Origin of the sequence: Candidatus Pelagibacter sp. HIMB1715 (assembly GCF_052047595.1) — a bacterium.
Taxonomy (GTDB): domain Bacteria; phylum Pseudomonadota; class Alphaproteobacteria; order Pelagibacterales; family Pelagibacteraceae; genus Pelagibacter.
This window is the reverse complement of the sequence record NZ_JBNAJY010000005.1, coordinates 1-15,930: the sequence shown is the minus strand read 5'-3', so window position 1 is coordinate 15,930 and position 15,930 is coordinate 1. Positions and strand designations below refer to the sequence as shown.

Annotated in this window: 18 protein-coding genes; 12 read left to right on the top strand and 6 right to left on the bottom strand. The window is 29.5% G+C overall.

The annotated features are described in order from the left end of the window. Nucleotides 1-24 precede the first annotated feature (24 nt). The 4 genes from ACTTAY_RS02565 to ACTTAY_RS02550 all read left to right on the top strand — a co-directional run bounded on the left by ACTTAY_RS02565 (nucleotide 25) and on the right by ACTTAY_RS02550 (nucleotide 3,799). On the top strand, nucleotides 25-873 hold the full coding sequence (locus ACTTAY_RS02565; RefSeq protein ID WP_440654457.1) for a phytanoyl-CoA dioxygenase family protein: 849 nt from the start codon (nucleotides 25-27) through the stop codon (nucleotides 871-873). 133 nt (nucleotides 874-1,006) lie between these two features. Beyond that, nucleotides 1,007-1,768 (top strand): SDR family NAD(P)-dependent oxidoreductase, encoded by a 762-nt coding sequence (locus ACTTAY_RS02560; protein ID WP_440647702.1) that lies wholly within the window; start codon nucleotides 1,007-1,009, stop codon nucleotides 1,766-1,768. Nucleotides 1,769-1,776: 8 nt separating this feature from the next. Further along, nucleotides 1,777-2,760, top strand: coding sequence for an aldose epimerase family protein (locus ACTTAY_RS02555; RefSeq protein WP_440672239.1), 984 nt, complete (start codon nucleotides 1,777-1,779; stop codon nucleotides 2,758-2,760). 1 nt (nucleotide 2,761) lies between these two features. Then, a complete protein-coding gene (locus tag ACTTAY_RS02550; RefSeq protein ID WP_440652607.1) occupies nucleotides 2,762-3,799 on the top strand; it encodes a Gfo/Idh/MocA family protein in 1,038 nt (345 codons plus the stop codon). On the opposite strand, the gene ACTTAY_RS02545 is transcribed toward ACTTAY_RS02550, so the two are convergent. Next, nucleotides 3,796-4,860 carry a tartrate dehydrogenase gene (locus tag ACTTAY_RS02545; RefSeq protein WP_440672238.1) on the bottom strand — a complete coding sequence of 355 codons (1,065 nt, stop codon included), beginning with the start codon at nucleotides 4,858-4,860 and terminating at the stop codon, nucleotides 3,796-3,798. The genes ACTTAY_RS02550 and ACTTAY_RS02545 overlap by 4 nt on opposite strands. A gap of 105 nt (nucleotides 4,861-4,965) precedes the next feature. Between ACTTAY_RS02545 and ACTTAY_RS02540 the strand changes: the two genes are divergently transcribed. Together ACTTAY_RS02540 and ACTTAY_RS02535 are read left to right on the top strand one after the other, a co-directional pair. Continuing rightward, complete coding sequence (locus ACTTAY_RS02540) at nucleotides 4,966-5,478, top strand: pentapeptide repeat-containing protein (protein ID WP_262589441.1); 513 nt, start codon at nucleotides 4,966-4,968, stop codon at nucleotides 5,476-5,478. A gap of 3 nt (nucleotides 5,479-5,481) precedes the next feature. Beyond that, the gene (locus ACTTAY_RS02535) at nucleotides 5,482-5,775 is read left to right on the top strand and encodes a hypothetical protein (RefSeq protein ID WP_262589440.1); all 294 of its coding nucleotides are present in this window, start codon (nucleotides 5,482-5,484) and stop codon (nucleotides 5,773-5,775) included. Between the two features lie 85 nt (nucleotides 5,776-5,860). Here ACTTAY_RS02535 and mgrA read toward each other — a convergent pair whose 3' ends face one another. Continuing rightward, nucleotides 5,861-6,889: an L-glyceraldehyde 3-phosphate reductase gene (gene mgrA / locus ACTTAY_RS02530; protein ID WP_440672237.1), complete on the bottom strand. Its 1,029-nt coding sequence runs from the start codon at nucleotides 6,887-6,889 to the stop codon at nucleotides 5,861-5,863. A 128-nt stretch (nucleotides 6,890-7,017) separates the two neighbouring features. On the opposite strand from mgrA, the gene ACTTAY_RS02525 reads away from it, so the two are divergent. Beyond that, nucleotides 7,018-8,457, top strand: coding sequence for a sodium:solute symporter family transporter (locus ACTTAY_RS02525; protein ID WP_440672236.1), 1,440 nt, complete (start codon nucleotides 7,018-7,020; stop codon nucleotides 8,455-8,457). A 1-nt stretch (nucleotide 8,458) separates the two neighbouring features. On the opposite strand, the gene ACTTAY_RS02520 is transcribed toward ACTTAY_RS02525, so the two are convergent. Then, entirely contained in the window at nucleotides 8,459-8,827 is a 369-nt protein-coding gene (locus ACTTAY_RS02520; protein ID WP_440672235.1) for a thioredoxin family protein, read from the bottom strand. Between the two features lie 69 nt (nucleotides 8,828-8,896). Between ACTTAY_RS02520 and ACTTAY_RS02515 the strand changes: the two genes are divergently transcribed. Both ACTTAY_RS02515 and ACTTAY_RS02510 read left to right on the top strand, forming a co-directional pair. Beyond that, entirely contained in the window at nucleotides 8,897-9,829 is a 933-nt protein-coding gene (locus ACTTAY_RS02515; protein ID WP_262589436.1) for an ABC transporter ATP-binding protein, read from the top strand. Beyond that, nucleotides 9,819-10,586 carry an ABC transporter permease gene (locus tag ACTTAY_RS02510; RefSeq protein ID WP_262589435.1) on the top strand — a complete coding sequence of 256 codons (768 nt, stop codon included), beginning with the start codon at nucleotides 9,819-9,821 and terminating at the stop codon, nucleotides 10,584-10,586. Before ACTTAY_RS02515 ends, ACTTAY_RS02510 begins: the two co-directional genes overlap by 11 nt. On the opposite strand, the gene ACTTAY_RS02505 is transcribed toward ACTTAY_RS02510, so the two are convergent. The 3 genes from ACTTAY_RS02505 to ACTTAY_RS02495 all read right to left on the bottom strand — a co-directional run bounded on the left by ACTTAY_RS02505 (nucleotide 10,583) and on the right by ACTTAY_RS02495 (nucleotide 13,296). After that, on the bottom strand, nucleotides 10,583-11,722 hold the full coding sequence (locus tag ACTTAY_RS02505; RefSeq protein ID WP_440672234.1) for a glycine cleavage T C-terminal barrel domain-containing protein: 1,140 nt from the start codon (nucleotides 11,720-11,722) through the stop codon (nucleotides 10,583-10,585). The two genes, ACTTAY_RS02510 and ACTTAY_RS02505, sit on opposite strands and share 4 nt — an antisense overlap. Before the next feature lie 97 nt (nucleotides 11,723-11,819). After that, a complete protein-coding gene (gene aceA, locus ACTTAY_RS02500) occupies nucleotides 11,820-13,094 on the bottom strand; it encodes an isocitrate lyase (protein WP_440672232.1) in 1,275 nt (424 codons plus the stop codon). 40 nt (nucleotides 13,095-13,134) lie between these two features. Further along, nucleotides 13,135-13,296 (bottom strand): hypothetical protein, encoded by a 162-nt coding sequence (locus tag ACTTAY_RS02495; RefSeq protein ID WP_440647684.1) that lies wholly within the window; start codon nucleotides 13,294-13,296, stop codon nucleotides 13,135-13,137. A 111-nt stretch (nucleotides 13,297-13,407) separates the two neighbouring features. On the opposite strand from ACTTAY_RS02495, the gene ACTTAY_RS02490 reads away from it, so the two are divergent. The 3 genes from ACTTAY_RS02490 to ACTTAY_RS02480 form a co-directional block, all read left to right on the top strand. After that, nucleotides 13,408-14,841 (top strand): helix-turn-helix domain-containing protein, encoded by a 1,434-nt coding sequence (locus ACTTAY_RS02490; RefSeq protein WP_440672231.1) that lies wholly within the window; start codon nucleotides 13,408-13,410, stop codon nucleotides 14,839-14,841. A gap of 173 nt (nucleotides 14,842-15,014) precedes the next feature. After that, on the top strand, nucleotides 15,015-15,284 hold the full coding sequence (locus tag ACTTAY_RS02485) for a GNAT family N-acetyltransferase (RefSeq protein WP_440614542.1): 270 nt from the start codon (nucleotides 15,015-15,017) through the stop codon (nucleotides 15,282-15,284). Beyond that, nucleotides 15,275-15,930 (top strand): sulfite exporter TauE/SafE family protein (locus ACTTAY_RS02480; protein WP_440672230.1); only part of this gene is annotated, 656 nt, incomplete at its 3' end. The genes ACTTAY_RS02485 and ACTTAY_RS02480, both read left to right, overlap by 10 nt.

The window sequence follows — 15,930 nt, the reverse complement described above, 5'->3', positions numbered from 1 at the left end:
TTTTTTTTCACTTAAAATTTATCTATGCGGAAATTCTCAAGAGATAATTTTAATATTACCGAAGCAATAAATGAATTAATGCATGAATCTGGAGTTATTGTTGTTGAAAACGTATATAATTTAAACGAAATCAAAGAAGCAAGAGAGATTGTTAATCATTTTGCAGATACACAAGAGCAAAAAGAAACCCACTTTAACGCTGAGGCTGAGGCGTCTGATAAAATTAAACTACAGCAAAGGATATGGAATTTGTTTGGTAAAGGAGAGGTTTTTAGTAAATTAATAACAAACGACATTATTTTTAGCTTAATGTCTAAACTTTTAGGTTCAGAGTTTTTTTGTGGATCATACTGCGCAAGTAGATTGTTACCAGGATCCATAGGTCAAGAACTACATATTGATTATCCATATTGGGATTTTTATAATAGTGAGACTTTTCCCATGGGTCTTAATAGTTCATTTGCACAAAACTGTCAGGCTACCATACCTTTAGATATCTGTTCAGAACAATCAGGAGCAACGGCTTTCATACCAGGATCACAAAAGAAACTACACTATCCAAATGAAAATGATGACTTTTCAAACAAACAACAAATGATTGCTAATCCTGGTGATTTGGTTTTTTTCAATGGTAACTGCTGGCATGGAGCATCACCAAATAAATCAGATCACCAAAGAGCAGCATTACTGATAGAGTTTCTTCCAAAGTATATAAAACCAGTTGAAGATTTAGTTACTTATTTATCTGAAGACTTCAAAAATAATTCAAATCCAAAAGTGCGACAGCTTTTAGGATTAAATTATGAATATCCAAAAATAATGGATGCAAGTAAAAAAATAAATAATATTGGTTTGGGTTATAAGGCAAAATAAATTCTATATTTTTAATTTAAATTCTTTATAAGTACTAAAATAAACAGAATTTAAATTATTTAATTAATAAAATTTTTAAATATCACTATTTAGAAAATTTAAGAGCATTTATAACTGGTGGAGGATTAAGAAAATGAAAGTAAAATATTATGATTTAGAAAATAAAAGAGTATTTATAACAGGTGGAGGATCTGGAATTGGTGCTTCAATTGTTGAACATTTTTGTGAACAAGGTTCAGAAGTTTACTTTATAGATATTAATGTATCAGAATCTGAAAAGTTAATTGAAAGTATAAAAAATAAAAAATATTCAATACCAACTTTTATTGAATGTGATTTATTAAACATAAAACAACTTCAAAAGACAATTGCAGACATCATAGATCAAAAAGGTCCAATTGATATTTTAATCAACAACGCTGCTAATGACACAAGACATAAAATTGATGATGTTACAGAAGAATACTGGAATGAGAGAATAAATGTAAACTTAAGACATTATTTTTTCACAGTTCAATCAGTAAAAAAATCAATGATTGAAAATAAAGGTGGTGTAATTGTTAATATGGGTTCAGCATCTTGGATGGTTGGACAAGGTGGTATGGCAGCTTATACAGCTGCGAAATCTGGAGTAGTTGGCTTAACAAGGTCATTCGCTAGAGATTTAGGAGAATTTAATATTAGAGTTAACTCAGTAGTCCCAGGGTGGGTCTTAACACAAAGACAAATTGATATGTGGTTAAACGAAGAATCCGAAAAAGATTTGATGAAAAACCAATGTTTAAAAGAGAAACTAATGCCTCATGAGCTTGCGCAAACTGTTTTGTTTTTTTCATCAGAACAGTCTTCTGGTTGCACAAATCAATCTTACATCGTTGATAAAGGTTGGCTATAAGAGACTTTGTGAAAGTACAAAGTTCAACGATAGAAAATAAATATTTAAGAGTTAAGTCAATTAATATTGGCGCTTGTTTGTATGAGGTTTATGACAAGCAAAGGAAAATTAACTTAATCTTAAACCTAGGTCCTACAAAAAATTATGGCAGTAAGAATTTTTATGTGGGCGCTACTTGCGGCAGGTACGCGGGCAGAATTTCAAATTCAAGATTTAAGATTAAAAATAAGATTTATAAACTTAATGGCAACGAAGGAAGAAATACACTCCATGGAGGAAAAATAGGATTTGATAGATTAGAATGGAAAATAAAACATCATTCAAAAAATAAAATTATCTATCAATTGTTATCTAAAAATTTAGACCAAGGTTTCCCAGGGGACTTAAATTCAGAGTGTATTTTTGAAATCAAAAACAAAAGCTTATTTATAAAATATCAATATAAATCAAGCGAATTAACTCACGTGAGTTTAACCAATCATAGTTATTGGAACTTGAATAAGAGTAAAAAAGAGACAATTTTCAATCATGATTTAAAAATTAACTCTGAAAAATATCTTGAAGTAACTAATAAATTAATCCCAACTGGTAAAATTAAAAAAGTTAAAAATACTATTAATGATTTTAATAAGTTTCAAAATATTGGAAAAAAAATAGACATTATTAAAAACAAAAAAATAAAGAGAGTATCTAATACAATCAATCAATTGGGATTTGATTTAACATATTGTATTAAAAAAAATTCTAAAAATTATTTAGCCTCTCTAAAAAATAAAAAAACTAATATTCAATTAGACTTTTATTCAAATCTTCCTGGAGTACAGCTCTATACCAGTCAAGGTTTGAGATATAAAAATAAACTTGCTCCTTACCAGGGGGTTTGTTTAGAAACACAACACTACCCAGATGCACCAAACAATAAAAATTTTCCAAGTTCTTTAATTAAACCTAAAAAACTTTATAAGTACTTTACAAAAATAAATATTTTGTAAAATGAATAAAAAAATTAACATATCCATTGTTGGGACTGGTTTAATGGGATTGCAACATATAAAGGCAATTTCAAAATCTAAAAAAGCAAACCTTCATTCAATAGTAGATATTAGCAACAATGCTAAAAATTTATCAAAAAAATATAAAATCCCATTATTTTCAAATGTAGACGAACTTTTAAATTCAAAGAATTTAGATGCAGTAATTGTAGCTACTCCAAATCAACTTCATGAAAAGCATACAGTCAGTTTTTTAAAGAAAAAAATTCCAGTATTATTAGAAAAACCTATTTCAGATAACATTAATTCAGCTAAAAAAATTATTAGTAGTGCTAATAAAAATAAAACACCGTTATTAATTGGGTATCATAGAAGACATAACTCTATTGTATCAAAAGTAAAAGAGTTAATCGATAAAGGTAAATTAGGAAACATCGTTTCAGCAAATGTCTTGTGTTGGCTTTATAAGCACAAAGCTTATTACAAAGAAAAATGGAGAATTAGTAAAGGTGGAGGGCCTTTAGGAATTAATTTAGTACATGATATCGATATGATTTGCTACTTACTTGGATCTATTAAATACGTTCAAGCATTTACAACCAACAAAACTAGAAAATTTGCAGTCGAAGATACAGCAACTATTAGCTTAATTTTTAATTCAGGTGCGCTATGTACATTAAATTTGTCAGATACTATTGTTGCTCCATGGAGTTATGAGTTAACTGCAGGAGAAAATCCAGCCTATCCTATAACTAATCAATCTGCATACATGATCGGTGGAACTAAGGGATCATTGCAATTTCCTAATTTAAAATATTGGTTCTATAAAAATGAGCGAAGTTGGTGGAATAAGATATTTGTTAATGAAGATAAAAACAAAAAAGATGACAGTACTTTAGTAAACCAAATTGATCATTTTGCAGATGTGGTATCTAAAAAAGTTAAGCCAAAAGTAAATGGCAATGACGGTTTAATTTCTTTAAAAATTTTTGCAGCAATAACCAAAAGTGCAAAAACTGGTAAGAAGGTTAAGATTTAAAGATTAGCCAATATTGAATTAGAACATTTTAAGGTATCAGCATCTCCACCTAAGTCCTTAGTTCTATTTTCTTTTTCACTTAAAGATTTTTCAATAGCTTCAACAATTGAATTAGAAGCTTCTTTTTCGCCCAAATAATCCAACATCATTGCCCCAGACCAAATTTGTCCCACAGGATTAGCAATACCTTTTCCTGCAATATCAGGTGCTGAACCATGAACTGGTTCAAATAAAGATGGAAATTTATTTTCAGGATTAATGTTTCCAGATGGAGCAATTCCAATAGTTCCAGTGCAAGCAGGTCCTAAGTCTGAAAGAATGTCTCCAAATAAATTGGAAGCAACAACAACATCAAACCATTCTGGATTTAGTACAAATCTAGCAACCAAAATATCAATATGATATTGATCTGTTTCAATATCAGGATAATTTTTTTTCATTGCATTAAAACGTTCATCCCAAAAAGGCATTGTAATTGAAATACCATTTGATTTTGTTGCATTCGTTAATTTTTTTCTTTTTCTTTGTTTTGCTAATTCAAAAGCAAATTTTTGAACTCTATCTATTCCATGTGCAGACATGATAGTTTCCTGAATAGCTATTTCTCTATCAGTATTTTTAAACATTCTTCCACCAACAGAAGAGTATTCACCTTCAGTATTTTCTCTAACAATTAGCATATCAATATCACCTGGTTTTTTATTTGCTAAAGGAGGATTAATACCAGGAAATAATTTTACTGGTCTAAGATTGATATATTGATCAAATTCTCTTCTAAACTGAAGTAAGGATCCCCATAAAGATATATGATCTGGAACTTGATCTGGCATTCCAACTGCACCAAAGAATATTGCATCATGTTTTCCTAATTTTTCCTTCCAATCATCTGGAAGCATTTTTCCATGTTTTTCATAATAATCACATGAAGCAAAATCATATTCTGTAAAATTTATTTTAAATTGATGTTTTTCAGCAGCGTCTTTTAATACTTTTAAGCCTTCAGGAACCACTTCTTTTCCTATTCCATCTCCTGCTATTGATGCAATGTTATATTCTTTCATAGGTTGATTTTTATACTTCAAAAATACAATAATTTGTAATGTTAAATTATTTTTAAAGGCATAAACCTTCATTGTTTTGACATATTTTATTTGTTAGTTTTGATTATGAAAAAAATACTTCTTTTAATCTTCTTTAGTTTCTTTTTTGTTTCAAATTCAAATGCTGCATGCGATGATCCATTAACAGATGGTGTAGATTATTCTAAATGCAGATTTTCAGATGCACAGGATCTACAAGGTAGTTATCTACCAAACTCAAATTTATCTTTTGCAAGTTTTGTACAAGTAAATTTAGATAAAAGCATTATGATGAATTCAAATTTATCTTTTGGAACTTTTCCAGAGTCTACATTTGTTAGAGCTAATCTTTATGAAACAATTAGTATTGGTGGAAATTTTGAAAAAACAAATTTTACTAATGCAAACTTAACTAGAGTTGATTTTATGGGAGCAACTTTAATAGAAGCTAATTTTCAAAATGCAAATTTGATGGAAGCAAATTTTACATCTGCAAACATTACTAATGCAAATTTTGAAAATGCAAATCTGATTGGTGCTACTTGGACTAATGGTAAGACATGTGGTCCAGACTCAATCGGAACCTGTATTGAGCAATAAGATATGAACACTTCAGTTAATACTGATGATGTTATTTTTAATTTTTTCAAACAAATCTGTGATGAAAAAGATGATCAAAAATGTGTTGAGCTTGGAAAAGAATGGATAAAAGCAATGGAAACCAACCTTTCTTCTATGGAAGCAAATCTAAATGGTGCTGATTATCTTAAACATAAAGATGATATTCAAAGTAACCGCGATCATTTAAATAGCCTAAAAAATAAGAATTCTACAGAGTGGAGAGAGTACGCCACTCAGTGTATGATCGAAATAATGAATCACAAAGGTCAACAATAATGAGTAATCAAGAAAGAGTGTTTCTAATTATTTGTGCTTCTTTAATTATTTTTACTCTTCATTATTTAATTGAAAAACACTTCTTTTAATAAGAACTAGATCTTGCCCACTTATTAATATTTCCATCTTTAGCTTTTTTATTTATCTCTTTAAGTTCAGATTTAGAAAAATTTAAATTATTTAAGCTTTCAATATTTTCTTTTATTTGTTTTACGCTACTTGCACCAATTAAAGCTGTTGTGACTGCTTTATTATTTAACACCCAAGCCAAAGCCATTTGCGATAATGTTTGACCTCTTTTTTTAGCAATTTGATTTAAATCTGAGATTATCTTTATATTTCTTTTAGTTATAAAACTTTTGTCTAAGGCAGATTTTGGATCACTTGCTCTTGATGTTTTTGGTATCCCTTTTAAATATTTATCTGACAGCATTCCTTGTGCTAATGGAGAAAAAGCAATAGTTCCAATTCCTAATTTAATTAAATTTTTATCCAAGTCTTTTTCAAACCATCTATTTATTAAAGAGTAAGAAGGTTGATGGATAAATATTTTAATATTTCTTTTCTTTAAAATATTGAACATCTCAATTGTTTTCTTTGAAGAATAGGAAGAGATCCCAATATAAAGTGCTTTACCAGATCTATAAATAAGTTCTAAAGCATCTGCTGTTTCTTCTAATGGTGTATTTGGATCAAATCTATGAGAATAAAATATATCCACATAATCTAATCCCATTCTCTTTAAACTTTGATCACAGCTTGCAATGATATATTTTTTTGAACCCCATTCACCGTAAGGTCCTTCCCACATATCATAACCTGCTTTAGATGAGATAATTAATTCATCTCTATATCTTTTAAATTCTTTACTTAAAATTTTTCCAAAATTAGCCTCAGCACTTCCTGCTGGGGGACCATAATTATTTGCTAAATCAAAATGGGTAATCCCTGAATCAAAAGAATAAAACAACATTTTCTTTGCTTCAGATGTAAGTTGTTTACCACCAAAATTATGCCAAAGACCAAGGCTAATCAAAGGTAGATCAACACCACTCTTTCCACATCTTCTATATTTCATGTTGGAATATCTTTTTGGTGATGCCTTGTAGTTCATAACTCTTAATATAACTTAATATTTTAGTTTAAAAACATAAAATTAAATATATATTTAAAACAAAGGGGTGTCTTAACAGACTGAGATTAAACCCTACGAACCTGTCCGGTAATTCAGAAAGGGATAAAATGGATAACACATACTTTTTAAGTCAATCATCATCATTAACATTAGTAATTATTATTAGTTTGGTATTTGCTGCATTAGGAATTTATCATTCTAAAAAATTCCAAGGAATAAGTAACTATTTAACAGCAAATAGAAATATAGAATTATTTTCATTAACAACAAGTCTTGTTGCATCTGCTTTAGGAGCATGGATTTTATTTGGCCCTGTTGCTGCTGCTACATGGGGAGGAATAGGGGCTGTTATTGGTTATGCACTTGGTACAGCTTTTCCAATGATTTTCTTAATTTATTTTGGAAGAAAAATTAGATCAGAGTTTCCAAAAGGCTCATCTCTAATTGAGTTTATGAGAAAAAAATTTGGAAAAAGTTTATTTAAACTGATTCTGTTAATGACAATTTTTTATATGTTTATCTTTCTTTGTGCAGAGGTGACAGCTGTTGCAGTTTTGATAAATTATTTATCAGGTACAGATCTTTGGATCACTGCATTAATTGTGCTTTTAGCAACTTTAACGTACACGCTTTATGGCGGATTAAGAGCTTCTATTTTTACTGATAATATTCAAATGATAGTAATTGGCTTTCTTTTATTAATTCTAATTTTAATTATCAGTTCATCAACAGGAGATAATTTTTCATTTGCATTGATTAAAGAAAAAAATCCGCAACTATTAAGCTCATCTTATATTCCAAGTTATACAGCTGGATTAACTTTTTTTATTGCAGTTGCAGCTACCAATCTATTTCACCAAGGAAATTGGCAACGAGTTTATGCTGCTAAAGATTACAACACTTTAAAATCAGCATTGGTAATTTCTTTTTTTGTAATAGTGCCAATAGTTTTTTTAATGGGTTTTATTGGAATGGTGTCATTTTCTATTGATCCTTCAGCAAGAGCTGATTTAGGATTTTTCACTTTATTGTTAAAAGAACAGACCGAAATGCTATCCTTGATTATCATTATTCTTGGATTAGCTTTAACAATTTCAACAGTTGATACATTGGTTAATGCGATATCAAGTTTGTTTGTTGTTGATGGTAAAGCAACTTTTAATTTAGATAAAAAAACAGATTATTTAAAAGTTTCTAAATACTTTATTGTATTTTTGTCATTGATTGCATTTGGTGTTGCATCAAAAGGATTTGATATTTTGTATTTATTTTTACTTGCAGATTTATTTTGTTGTGCGTTTGTGTTCACAGTCTTTTACAGTTTTTACAACAAGCTAAATGAAAAAACTGCTTATGTTTCAATTATAATTGGTTTAATTGGTGGGTTTTTAATGTTTCCTTATCCAGATTTTTCTAAAAGTTTATTGGTCGGGGGATTGATGTCTAAAGATCTATTTTCACCTTTTGTTGTACAATCTTTATTATTTTTATCATTTGTTGTTGCAACTTTTTTACCAGCAGTAATTTTGAAATTGAAAAGTAATTAATTTAGATCACTGATTTTAAAGCATCATAAATAAGTTCTTTGGTTGTCTCACCAATGCTTCTGTAAACTTCTTTATTATCTTTAAAAATTAAAAGTGTCGTTTGATATTGAACATTAAAAAATTTAGCTATTTCTTTATTTGTTACATCAAATTTAAAGTATTCAATATTATCAAAATCATTTTTTGCTTTATCAAGAACTTTCATTTGGCTGGCACAAGATGTACAATATTTAACCCAAGAACTAACCACTACAACTTTTCCATCCGCTAAAGCCTTATCAAACAACTCTTTAGTGTAAGTTGTTTCTTTAGCCATCACATTAGTAGTGAATGCAAAGATAAAACAAATAAATACAAAAATTTTTCTCATTAATCGTAGGTTGTAAACAAATTTTAAAATATTGTAATACAATAAATTGTCTCTATATATGCCTAGTCCATGTCAGATCAAATAAGCATAAATAATCTATCAAAAGTCTACGATAATGGCTTTGAAGCACTAAAGAAAATAAACCTAAACATCAAAAAAGGTGAAATTTTTGCAATGCTTGGACCGAATGGTGCAGGCAAAACTACTCTTATAAGTATTATTTGTGGAATCGTTAGGCCATCCTCAGGAAAAGTTACAGTAGATGACTTTGATATCATTGATGATTACAGAGAAACAAGATCTAGAATTGGATTAGTTCCACAAGAGTTAACCTTAGAACAATTTGAAACAGTTTTTAACAATGTTTCATACTCAAGAGGTTTGTATGGAAAAAAACCAGATCCAAAACATATTGAAAAAATTTTAAAAGATTTAAGTTTATGGGACAAAAAAGATTTAAGATTAAGACAGTTATCTGGAGGAATGAAGAGGCGGGTATTAATTGCAAAAGCATTGTCTCACGAACCAACTATATTATTTTTAGATGAGCCAACAGCTGGTGTTGATGTTGAATTACGTCAAGACATGTGGAAGGTAGTTGAAACTCTAAGAAAAACTGGTGTTACTATTATTCTTACTACTCATTATATTGAAGAAGCAGAAGCAATCGCAGATAGAGTAGGAGTAATCAATCAAGGAGAAATCATTGTTGTTGATGAAACAAAAGAACTATTGAAAAAAATGGGACATAAAAAACTTACAGTAGATCTTCAAGAAGAAATCACTGAAATCCCAAGCAGTTTAGATAAGTATAATTTAGAAATTGGAGAAGATAAAAAATCAATCAATTACACATATAATGTTAGAGCTAAAAGCACTGGAATAACTAACTTGTTACAAGATTTAAAAGATGCAAATTTAAAATTACAAGATTTAAAAACTGAGCAAACTACTTTAGAGAAAATATTTGTGACATTAGTAAAGGAGAACAATGAAGTTTAATTATTACGCATTTAGAGCAATGTACTTACATGAAATGGATCGATTTAAGAGAACATTGATGCAATCATTATTTTCACCAGTTCTATCAACCTCTCTTTATTTTATTGTTTTTGGGTCTGTAATTGGTGGTTATGTAGAAAAAATTGATGGAATTAGTTATGGGTCTTTTATTGTTCCTGGTCTTTTAATGTTAACGTTGTTAACTCAATCAATCAGTAACACTTCATTTGGGATATTTTTTCCAAAATTTAATGGAACTATTTATGAAATTTTAGCTGCACCAATTTCAACTTTTGAAATTGTTTTAGCTTTTGTGGGTGCTGGTGCTACTAAAACTCTTATTGTTGGATTGGTTATATTTTTAACATCAACGTTTTTTGTTGAGGTCCAAGTGATGTATCCATTGTTAATGATATTTTTATTAGTATTAGTAGCATTTACATTTGCTTTGTTTGGTTTTTTAATTGGTTTAATGAGCTCTAATTTTGAGCAAATGTCTATCATTCCCACATTAGTTATTACGCCAATGGTATTTTTAGGTGGTAGTTTATATTCTTTAGATATGTTACCTGAGTTCTGGCAAACAGTTACTTATTTTAACCCAGTTGTTTATTTAATTAATGGTTTAAGATTTGCCTTTTATGGTGTTTCAGATTTCAATATTTGGGTGAGTGTTATTTCAATGGTAGTATTTTTGATGTCATGTGTAACTGTGGTTACAGTTCTATTGAAAAAAGGATACAATATTAAATCTTAGCTACTAGCTATTTTCTTTTTTGGATCGTAAAAAGGTTTTTCTACTATTGTAGCTGAATATTTTCCTTCGTGAGTTTCTATATCTAATTTATTACCTAATTCTGAATGGCTGATTTCAATCATTGCAAGTGCAATATTCTTTTTTAATCTAGGCGAATATACAGCTGAAGTTACCTTACCAATTTTCTTGCCATCTTTTTCAATTGGCCAAAAAGTTGTATTTGGTCCTGATAGAGGATCACAATCTATTATAAGACCAACTTGTTTTCTTTTAATTCCTTCTTGCTTTATTTTTTTTAGCGCTTCTTTACCTATAAAATTTATATCAGTATCTAAATTAACTAATCGATCAAATCCTAGCTCAAATGGATTTGTATGGATATCTGCATCTGCGTGATAAGAAAGCATTCCACCTTCAATTCTTCTAATAGAGGATGTATGACCAGGTTGAAGACCATGTTCTTTACCAGCTTCCATTATTTTTTCATAAAGTTCATTACCTTTAGAGCCATCTCTTAAATAAATTTCATAACCAAGTTCACTTGACCAACCAGTTCTTGATACAATTAATGGAATTCCATCAAGTTCATATTCTCTAAGCCAATAATATTTAAGATCTCTGATATCTTCACCAAATAGTTTGACCATTATTTCTTGTGAAGTAGGGCCTTGTAACTGAAGAGGAGATACATCTGGTTCAGATATTTTAACATCCAAACCTGAATTAACCGCAACACCTTGCGCCCATAACAAAATATCACTATCTGCTAAAGATAGCCAAAAATGGTTTTCAGCTAGTCTTAATAAAACTGGATCATTTAAAATTCCACCATCATTATTTACAATTAAAACATATTTACATTGTCCAACTGATAACTTTGAAAGATCTCTCGGAGTTAAAAGCTGAGTAAATTTATATGCATCAGGACCTGTGATCTCGACCTGTCTTTCAACTGCAACATCACATAAAATTGATTTTTCAATTAGGTTCCAAAAGTTTTGCTCAGGACTTCCAAAATCCCTTGGAATATACATGTGATTATATACAGAAAAACCTGTTGCTCCCCATTTTACAGTAGCATCGAAATAAGGAGATTTTCTAATCTGCGTTCCAAAACCAAAGTTTTTATTAGACATTTGAGAGCCTTAACAGTCTGAGTATTAATTACAAATAAAAAAAATAGCCCTAATAATTAAGGGCTACTAAAAAAAATGGAGAGGGAAAGTATTTTTTTTAAAACTGTTCAGATTCAGTAGATCCAGCCATTGCTGTTGTCGAGCTTTGGCCACTACTAATAGTATTTGAGACTGCATCAAAATAAGATGTGCCAACTTCTCTTTGGTGCTTAACACTAGTATAGCCATCTTTTTCTCTAGCAAACTCTTGTTGTTGAATTCTAGAATATGCAGCCATACCTTCTTTTCTATATTTCTCAGCAAGTTCAAAGATTGCAATGTTTTGAGTGTGAAATCCAGCAAGAGTAATGAACTGGAATTTGTAACCCATTTTAGCAATTACTTGTTGGAATGAAGCAATCTCGTCATCACTTAAATGTTTTTTCCAATTGAATGATGGAGAACAATTGTAAGCCAATAGTTTTCCAGGAAACTTTTCATGAATTGCATCTGCAAATCTTTTGGCTTCAGCTAAATTAGGAGTAGCTGTTTCACACCAAATTAAATCAGCATACGGTGCATACGCTAAACCTCTAGAGATAGCTTGTTCAATTCCATCTTTAACATAATGAAAACCTTCAGGAGATCTTTCACCAGTTAAAAATGGTTTATCATTTTCATCAAAATCATTTGTAATAAGTTTTGCAGCATTAGCATCTGTTCTTGCTAGTATAATTAAAGGAACTTCTGCAATATCAGCAGCTAATCTTGCAGCTTTTAAATTTTTGACCATAGTACCAGTTGGAACCAAAACTTTTCCACCCATATGACCACATTTTTTTTCACTAGCCAATTGGTCTTCAAAGTGAACACCTGCAGCACCAGCTCTTATAAATTTTTTAGTTAATTCAAATACATTTAATGGTCCACCAAAACCTGCTTCACCATCAGCTATAATTGGAAGCATATAATCAACTTTTTCTTCAGGTTTCATGTCACCATCTTGCATTTCCATATGTTGAATTTGATCAGCTCTAATTAAAGAATTGTTCATAGATTCAACTAACTTAGGAGCACTATCATAAGGATATAAAGATTGATCTGGATACATTTCTCCAGCAGTATTAGCATCTGCTGCAACTTGCCAACCACTTAGATATATTGCTTTTAGACCTGCTTTTGCATGCTGTACAGCTTGGTTACCTGACAAAGAACCAAGTGTATTAACATAAGCTTCAGTATTTAATAATTTCCAAAGTTTTTCAGATTGATTTTTGCAAAGTGAGTACTCAATTTTAATTGAACCTCTTAATCTCTCCACTTCTTCATCAGTGTAGTCTCGTTTGATACCAGCATATCTTTTTAACTCATAAGAGATTTTCTCTGCACTCATTGTTTATAATCCTTTGTTGAAGAAAATTGAAAAAGTAGAATTAGTTACTATCGTTTAAAGCTTCGATTAGTTCACTCATTCCACTTGAACCCCAATCACAATGATCGTCCCTCATGTAAATTCCTTTATTATGATGGTGATCTAAATCCTCTTTTTTGATGATTTGAGCTTCATTTTCTGTGTTTTTTAAGTTTTTATCCATACGAGTCATATATTTTACAAAATTTACAAAATCTATAAAAAACGTTAAAAAGCTTTGTAAATAGGGAAAAAATATTGTAAAAATAAATTTACAAAATTTACAAATAGTAAAATGAGTCAAATAGATCTTAAAATAGGGCCAAAAATAAGAGCTTTTAGAAGACAACTTGGGTTACAAGCCAATAAATTAGCTGAAGATTTAAGTATTTCTCCTAGTTATTTAAACTTAATTGAAAGCGGTAAAAGAAAAATAGATGGTGATTTACTTTTAAATGTTTGTGAAAAACTAAACATCCAATTATCGGATCTTACATCTAAAACAGATATTAATCTTCAAAACACAATTTCAGAAATTTTAGATGATAGTTTGTTTGAAGACTTAGATATTCTAGGTCCAGAAGTAAAAGATTTAGTAAGCACTAACCCAAAGATTGGAAAAGCTATCGTTAGATTAGGAGATATTCTTAAAAAAAAAGATCATGAATTAATAAGTAAGATTGAAAAAATTTCAGGTAAAATTGTAGATAATAGAAAAAATTCTTTTCCTGGAGAAGTTGTTGTTGATTTTTTTCAAGAGAATAAAAATTATTTTCCAAAGTTAGAAGAATTTGCAAATAAAGTTTTTAATAAAATTCAAAAAAATAATCGAACAAGATATATAGCTCTATGCGATTACTTGCAGTCAGAATATTCAATCACTGTTAAAGATGTTATTCCTGATGAGAACAAACCATTTTCAAAAATTTATAACAAAAATAAAAAAGAGTTATTGCTTAGTGATTATAGTTCTATAGAAACCAAAAAATTACATGCAGCATCTCAAGTTGCACAAATGGGCGCTATTAAAGATGTTGAATATTATTTAACTAAATTTAGTTTTCCATCAGAAGAATCAAAAAAACTTACTAAAGTTGCTTTGTTAAATTATTGTGGCGCTGCAATTTTGATGCCATACAAACTATTTCATTCTGAATGTAAAAAATTAAAATATGATTTAGAATTATTGCAAAATACATTCGCAACTTCGTTTGAACAAGTAGCCCATAGAGTTACATGTTTGCAAGATCCAAAACTACCAGGTATCCCATTTCATTTTTTAAGAGTTGATATGGCTGGAAATATCTCAAAAAGATTTTCTTTATCTGGAATTGATATACCAAGATATGGTGGAGCTTGTCCAAGATGGAATGTTTATACTGCATTCACTACTCCAGGAGTTTTACATACAGCAGTTAGTAAAATGAATAATGGTGAAAAATATGTTTGTATTGCAAAAACTGTAGAAAAAGGAATTGGAAGATTTGGACAATCTAAAAATGTATTATCGATTGGGTTAGGTTGTGAAGCAAAATATGCAAAAGATTTTATTTATACTGAAAATATGAATATTAATGATAAATCTACTGAAATTCCTATTGGTGTTTCTTGTAGAACCTGTGACAGATTAGATTGTTCACAAAGAGCATTTCCACCACTACATAAAAAATTCGACGTTGACTTAAATAGTCGTGGGGTTTCTGTTTATGTCAGTGACGATAAATCTTAAACTATGATTAAATATATTTTACCTGCCATAATAATTTTTCTGATCGTATTATTTTGGGAAAAAATAACTGATTTTGTTGAGAAAAAGTTCAATATTAAGCTTAATTATATCGTTGTTAGTTCTATAGTTGCTGCAATAGCAATTATCCTTTTACTCCTTAATTACTAGGATTTATGAACAGCATTGATTTATCTACTTATAAATTAGATGAAGCGGATGGTGTTTTTACTTATAAAAATGAAAATACAACGCTAGGGTTTGTTAGATTTAATGAAAAGGGAGAAGTGGAGTACATTTTCGTTAATCCAATTTTTAGAAAAAAGGGAATAGCAACTAAATTATTACAGTTAGTTAAACAAAAAACAGGAAAAGAAATAATTCTTCAAGAACCAATTAGCCCTTTAGGATCAAAACTATTAAATTCATTAAACAAATGGAAATAAACTTATTATTTTTTTTCACAGTTGTGCCAGCAATAATTTTGTATGGTATTGCAAAATCTGGTTTGGGTGGATCGATGACTTTAATATCTATTCCATTAATGACCATTGTAATGCCTTTGAACCAAGCATTAGGAATAATTTTACCAATTTTAATATTTTCAGATTTTATCGCTGTTTATAAATATAGAAAAGAATATGACTTAGGTACTTTAAAGTTAATGGTTCCATTTGCTGCTGTTGGAATAATAATTGCATCTTTCACGTTCACATATTTTTCTGAAGAGTTATTAAAATTTATGATTGGTTTAATGGGATTTATTTTTGCAGGTCATTATTTCTTTTTTAAAAAAAATAAGGAGGCAAAGTCTCAAAAAAATTCTATCAAAGGAGGTATTTGTTCGGTTATAGCTGGCTTTACAAGTTTTTGTGTCCACGCAGGAGGAACACCAGTAAGTGTTTATATGCTTCCTTTAAGGATGCAGAAAGAAATTTATGTGGGAACAAGAATTATATTTTTTACTTTTGTTAATCTAATAAAGCTTCCTTTATATATTAACCTTTCAATGACAAATTTACTGACCTTTAAACAATCAGTATTTTTATTTCCAATTGCTTTTATAGGAATACTGATTGGTTATCGATTAAT

Excerpts from the sequence above, each read along its gene's own strand:
- ACTTAY_RS02565 (WP_440654457.1), top strand. The coding sequence starts at position 25 with ATGCGGAAATTCTCAAGAGATAATTTTAATATTACCGAAGCAATAAAT.
- ACTTAY_RS02560 (WP_440647702.1), top strand. The coding sequence starts at position 1,007 with ATGAAAGTAAAATATTATGATTTAGAAAATAAAAGAGTATTTATAACA.
- ACTTAY_RS02550 (WP_440652607.1), top strand. The coding sequence starts at position 2,762 with ATGAATAAAAAAATTAACATATCCATTGTTGGGACTGGTTTAATGGGA.
- ACTTAY_RS02545 (WP_440672238.1), bottom strand. The coding sequence starts at position 4,860 with ATGAAAGAATATAACATTGCATCAATAGCAGGAGATGGAATAGGAAAA.
- ACTTAY_RS02540 (WP_262589441.1), top strand. The coding sequence starts at position 4,966 with ATGAAAAAAATACTTCTTTTAATCTTCTTTAGTTTCTTTTTTGTTTCA.
- ACTTAY_RS02535 (WP_262589440.1), top strand. The coding sequence starts at position 5,482 with ATGAACACTTCAGTTAATACTGATGATGTTATTTTTAATTTTTTCAAA.
- mgrA (WP_440672237.1), bottom strand. The coding sequence starts at position 6,889 with ATGAACTACAAGGCATCACCAAAAAGATATTCCAACATGAAATATAGA.
- ACTTAY_RS02525 (WP_440672236.1), top strand. The coding sequence starts at position 7,018 with ATGGATAACACATACTTTTTAAGTCAATCATCATCATTAACATTAGTA.
- ACTTAY_RS02520 (WP_440672235.1), bottom strand. The coding sequence starts at position 8,827 with ATGAGAAAAATTTTTGTATTTATTTGTTTTATCTTTGCATTCACTACT.
- ACTTAY_RS02515 (WP_262589436.1), top strand. The coding sequence starts at position 8,897 with ATGTCAGATCAAATAAGCATAAATAATCTATCAAAAGTCTACGATAAT.
- ACTTAY_RS02510 (WP_262589435.1), top strand. The coding sequence starts at position 9,819 with ATGAAGTTTAATTATTACGCATTTAGAGCAATGTACTTACATGAAATG.
- ACTTAY_RS02505 (WP_440672234.1), bottom strand. The coding sequence starts at position 11,722 with ATGTCTAATAAAAACTTTGGTTTTGGAACGCAGATTAGAAAATCTCCT.
- aceA (WP_440672232.1), bottom strand. The coding sequence starts at position 13,094 with ATGAGTGCAGAGAAAATCTCTTATGAGTTAAAAAGATATGCTGGTATC.
- ACTTAY_RS02495 (WP_440647684.1), bottom strand. The coding sequence starts at position 13,296 with ATGGATAAAAACTTAAAAAACACAGAAAATGAAGCTCAAATCATCAAA.
- ACTTAY_RS02490 (WP_440672231.1), top strand. The coding sequence starts at position 13,408 with ATGAGTCAAATAGATCTTAAAATAGGGCCAAAAATAAGAGCTTTTAGA.
- ACTTAY_RS02485 (WP_440614542.1), top strand. The coding sequence starts at position 15,015 with ATGAACAGCATTGATTTATCTACTTATAAATTAGATGAAGCGGATGGT.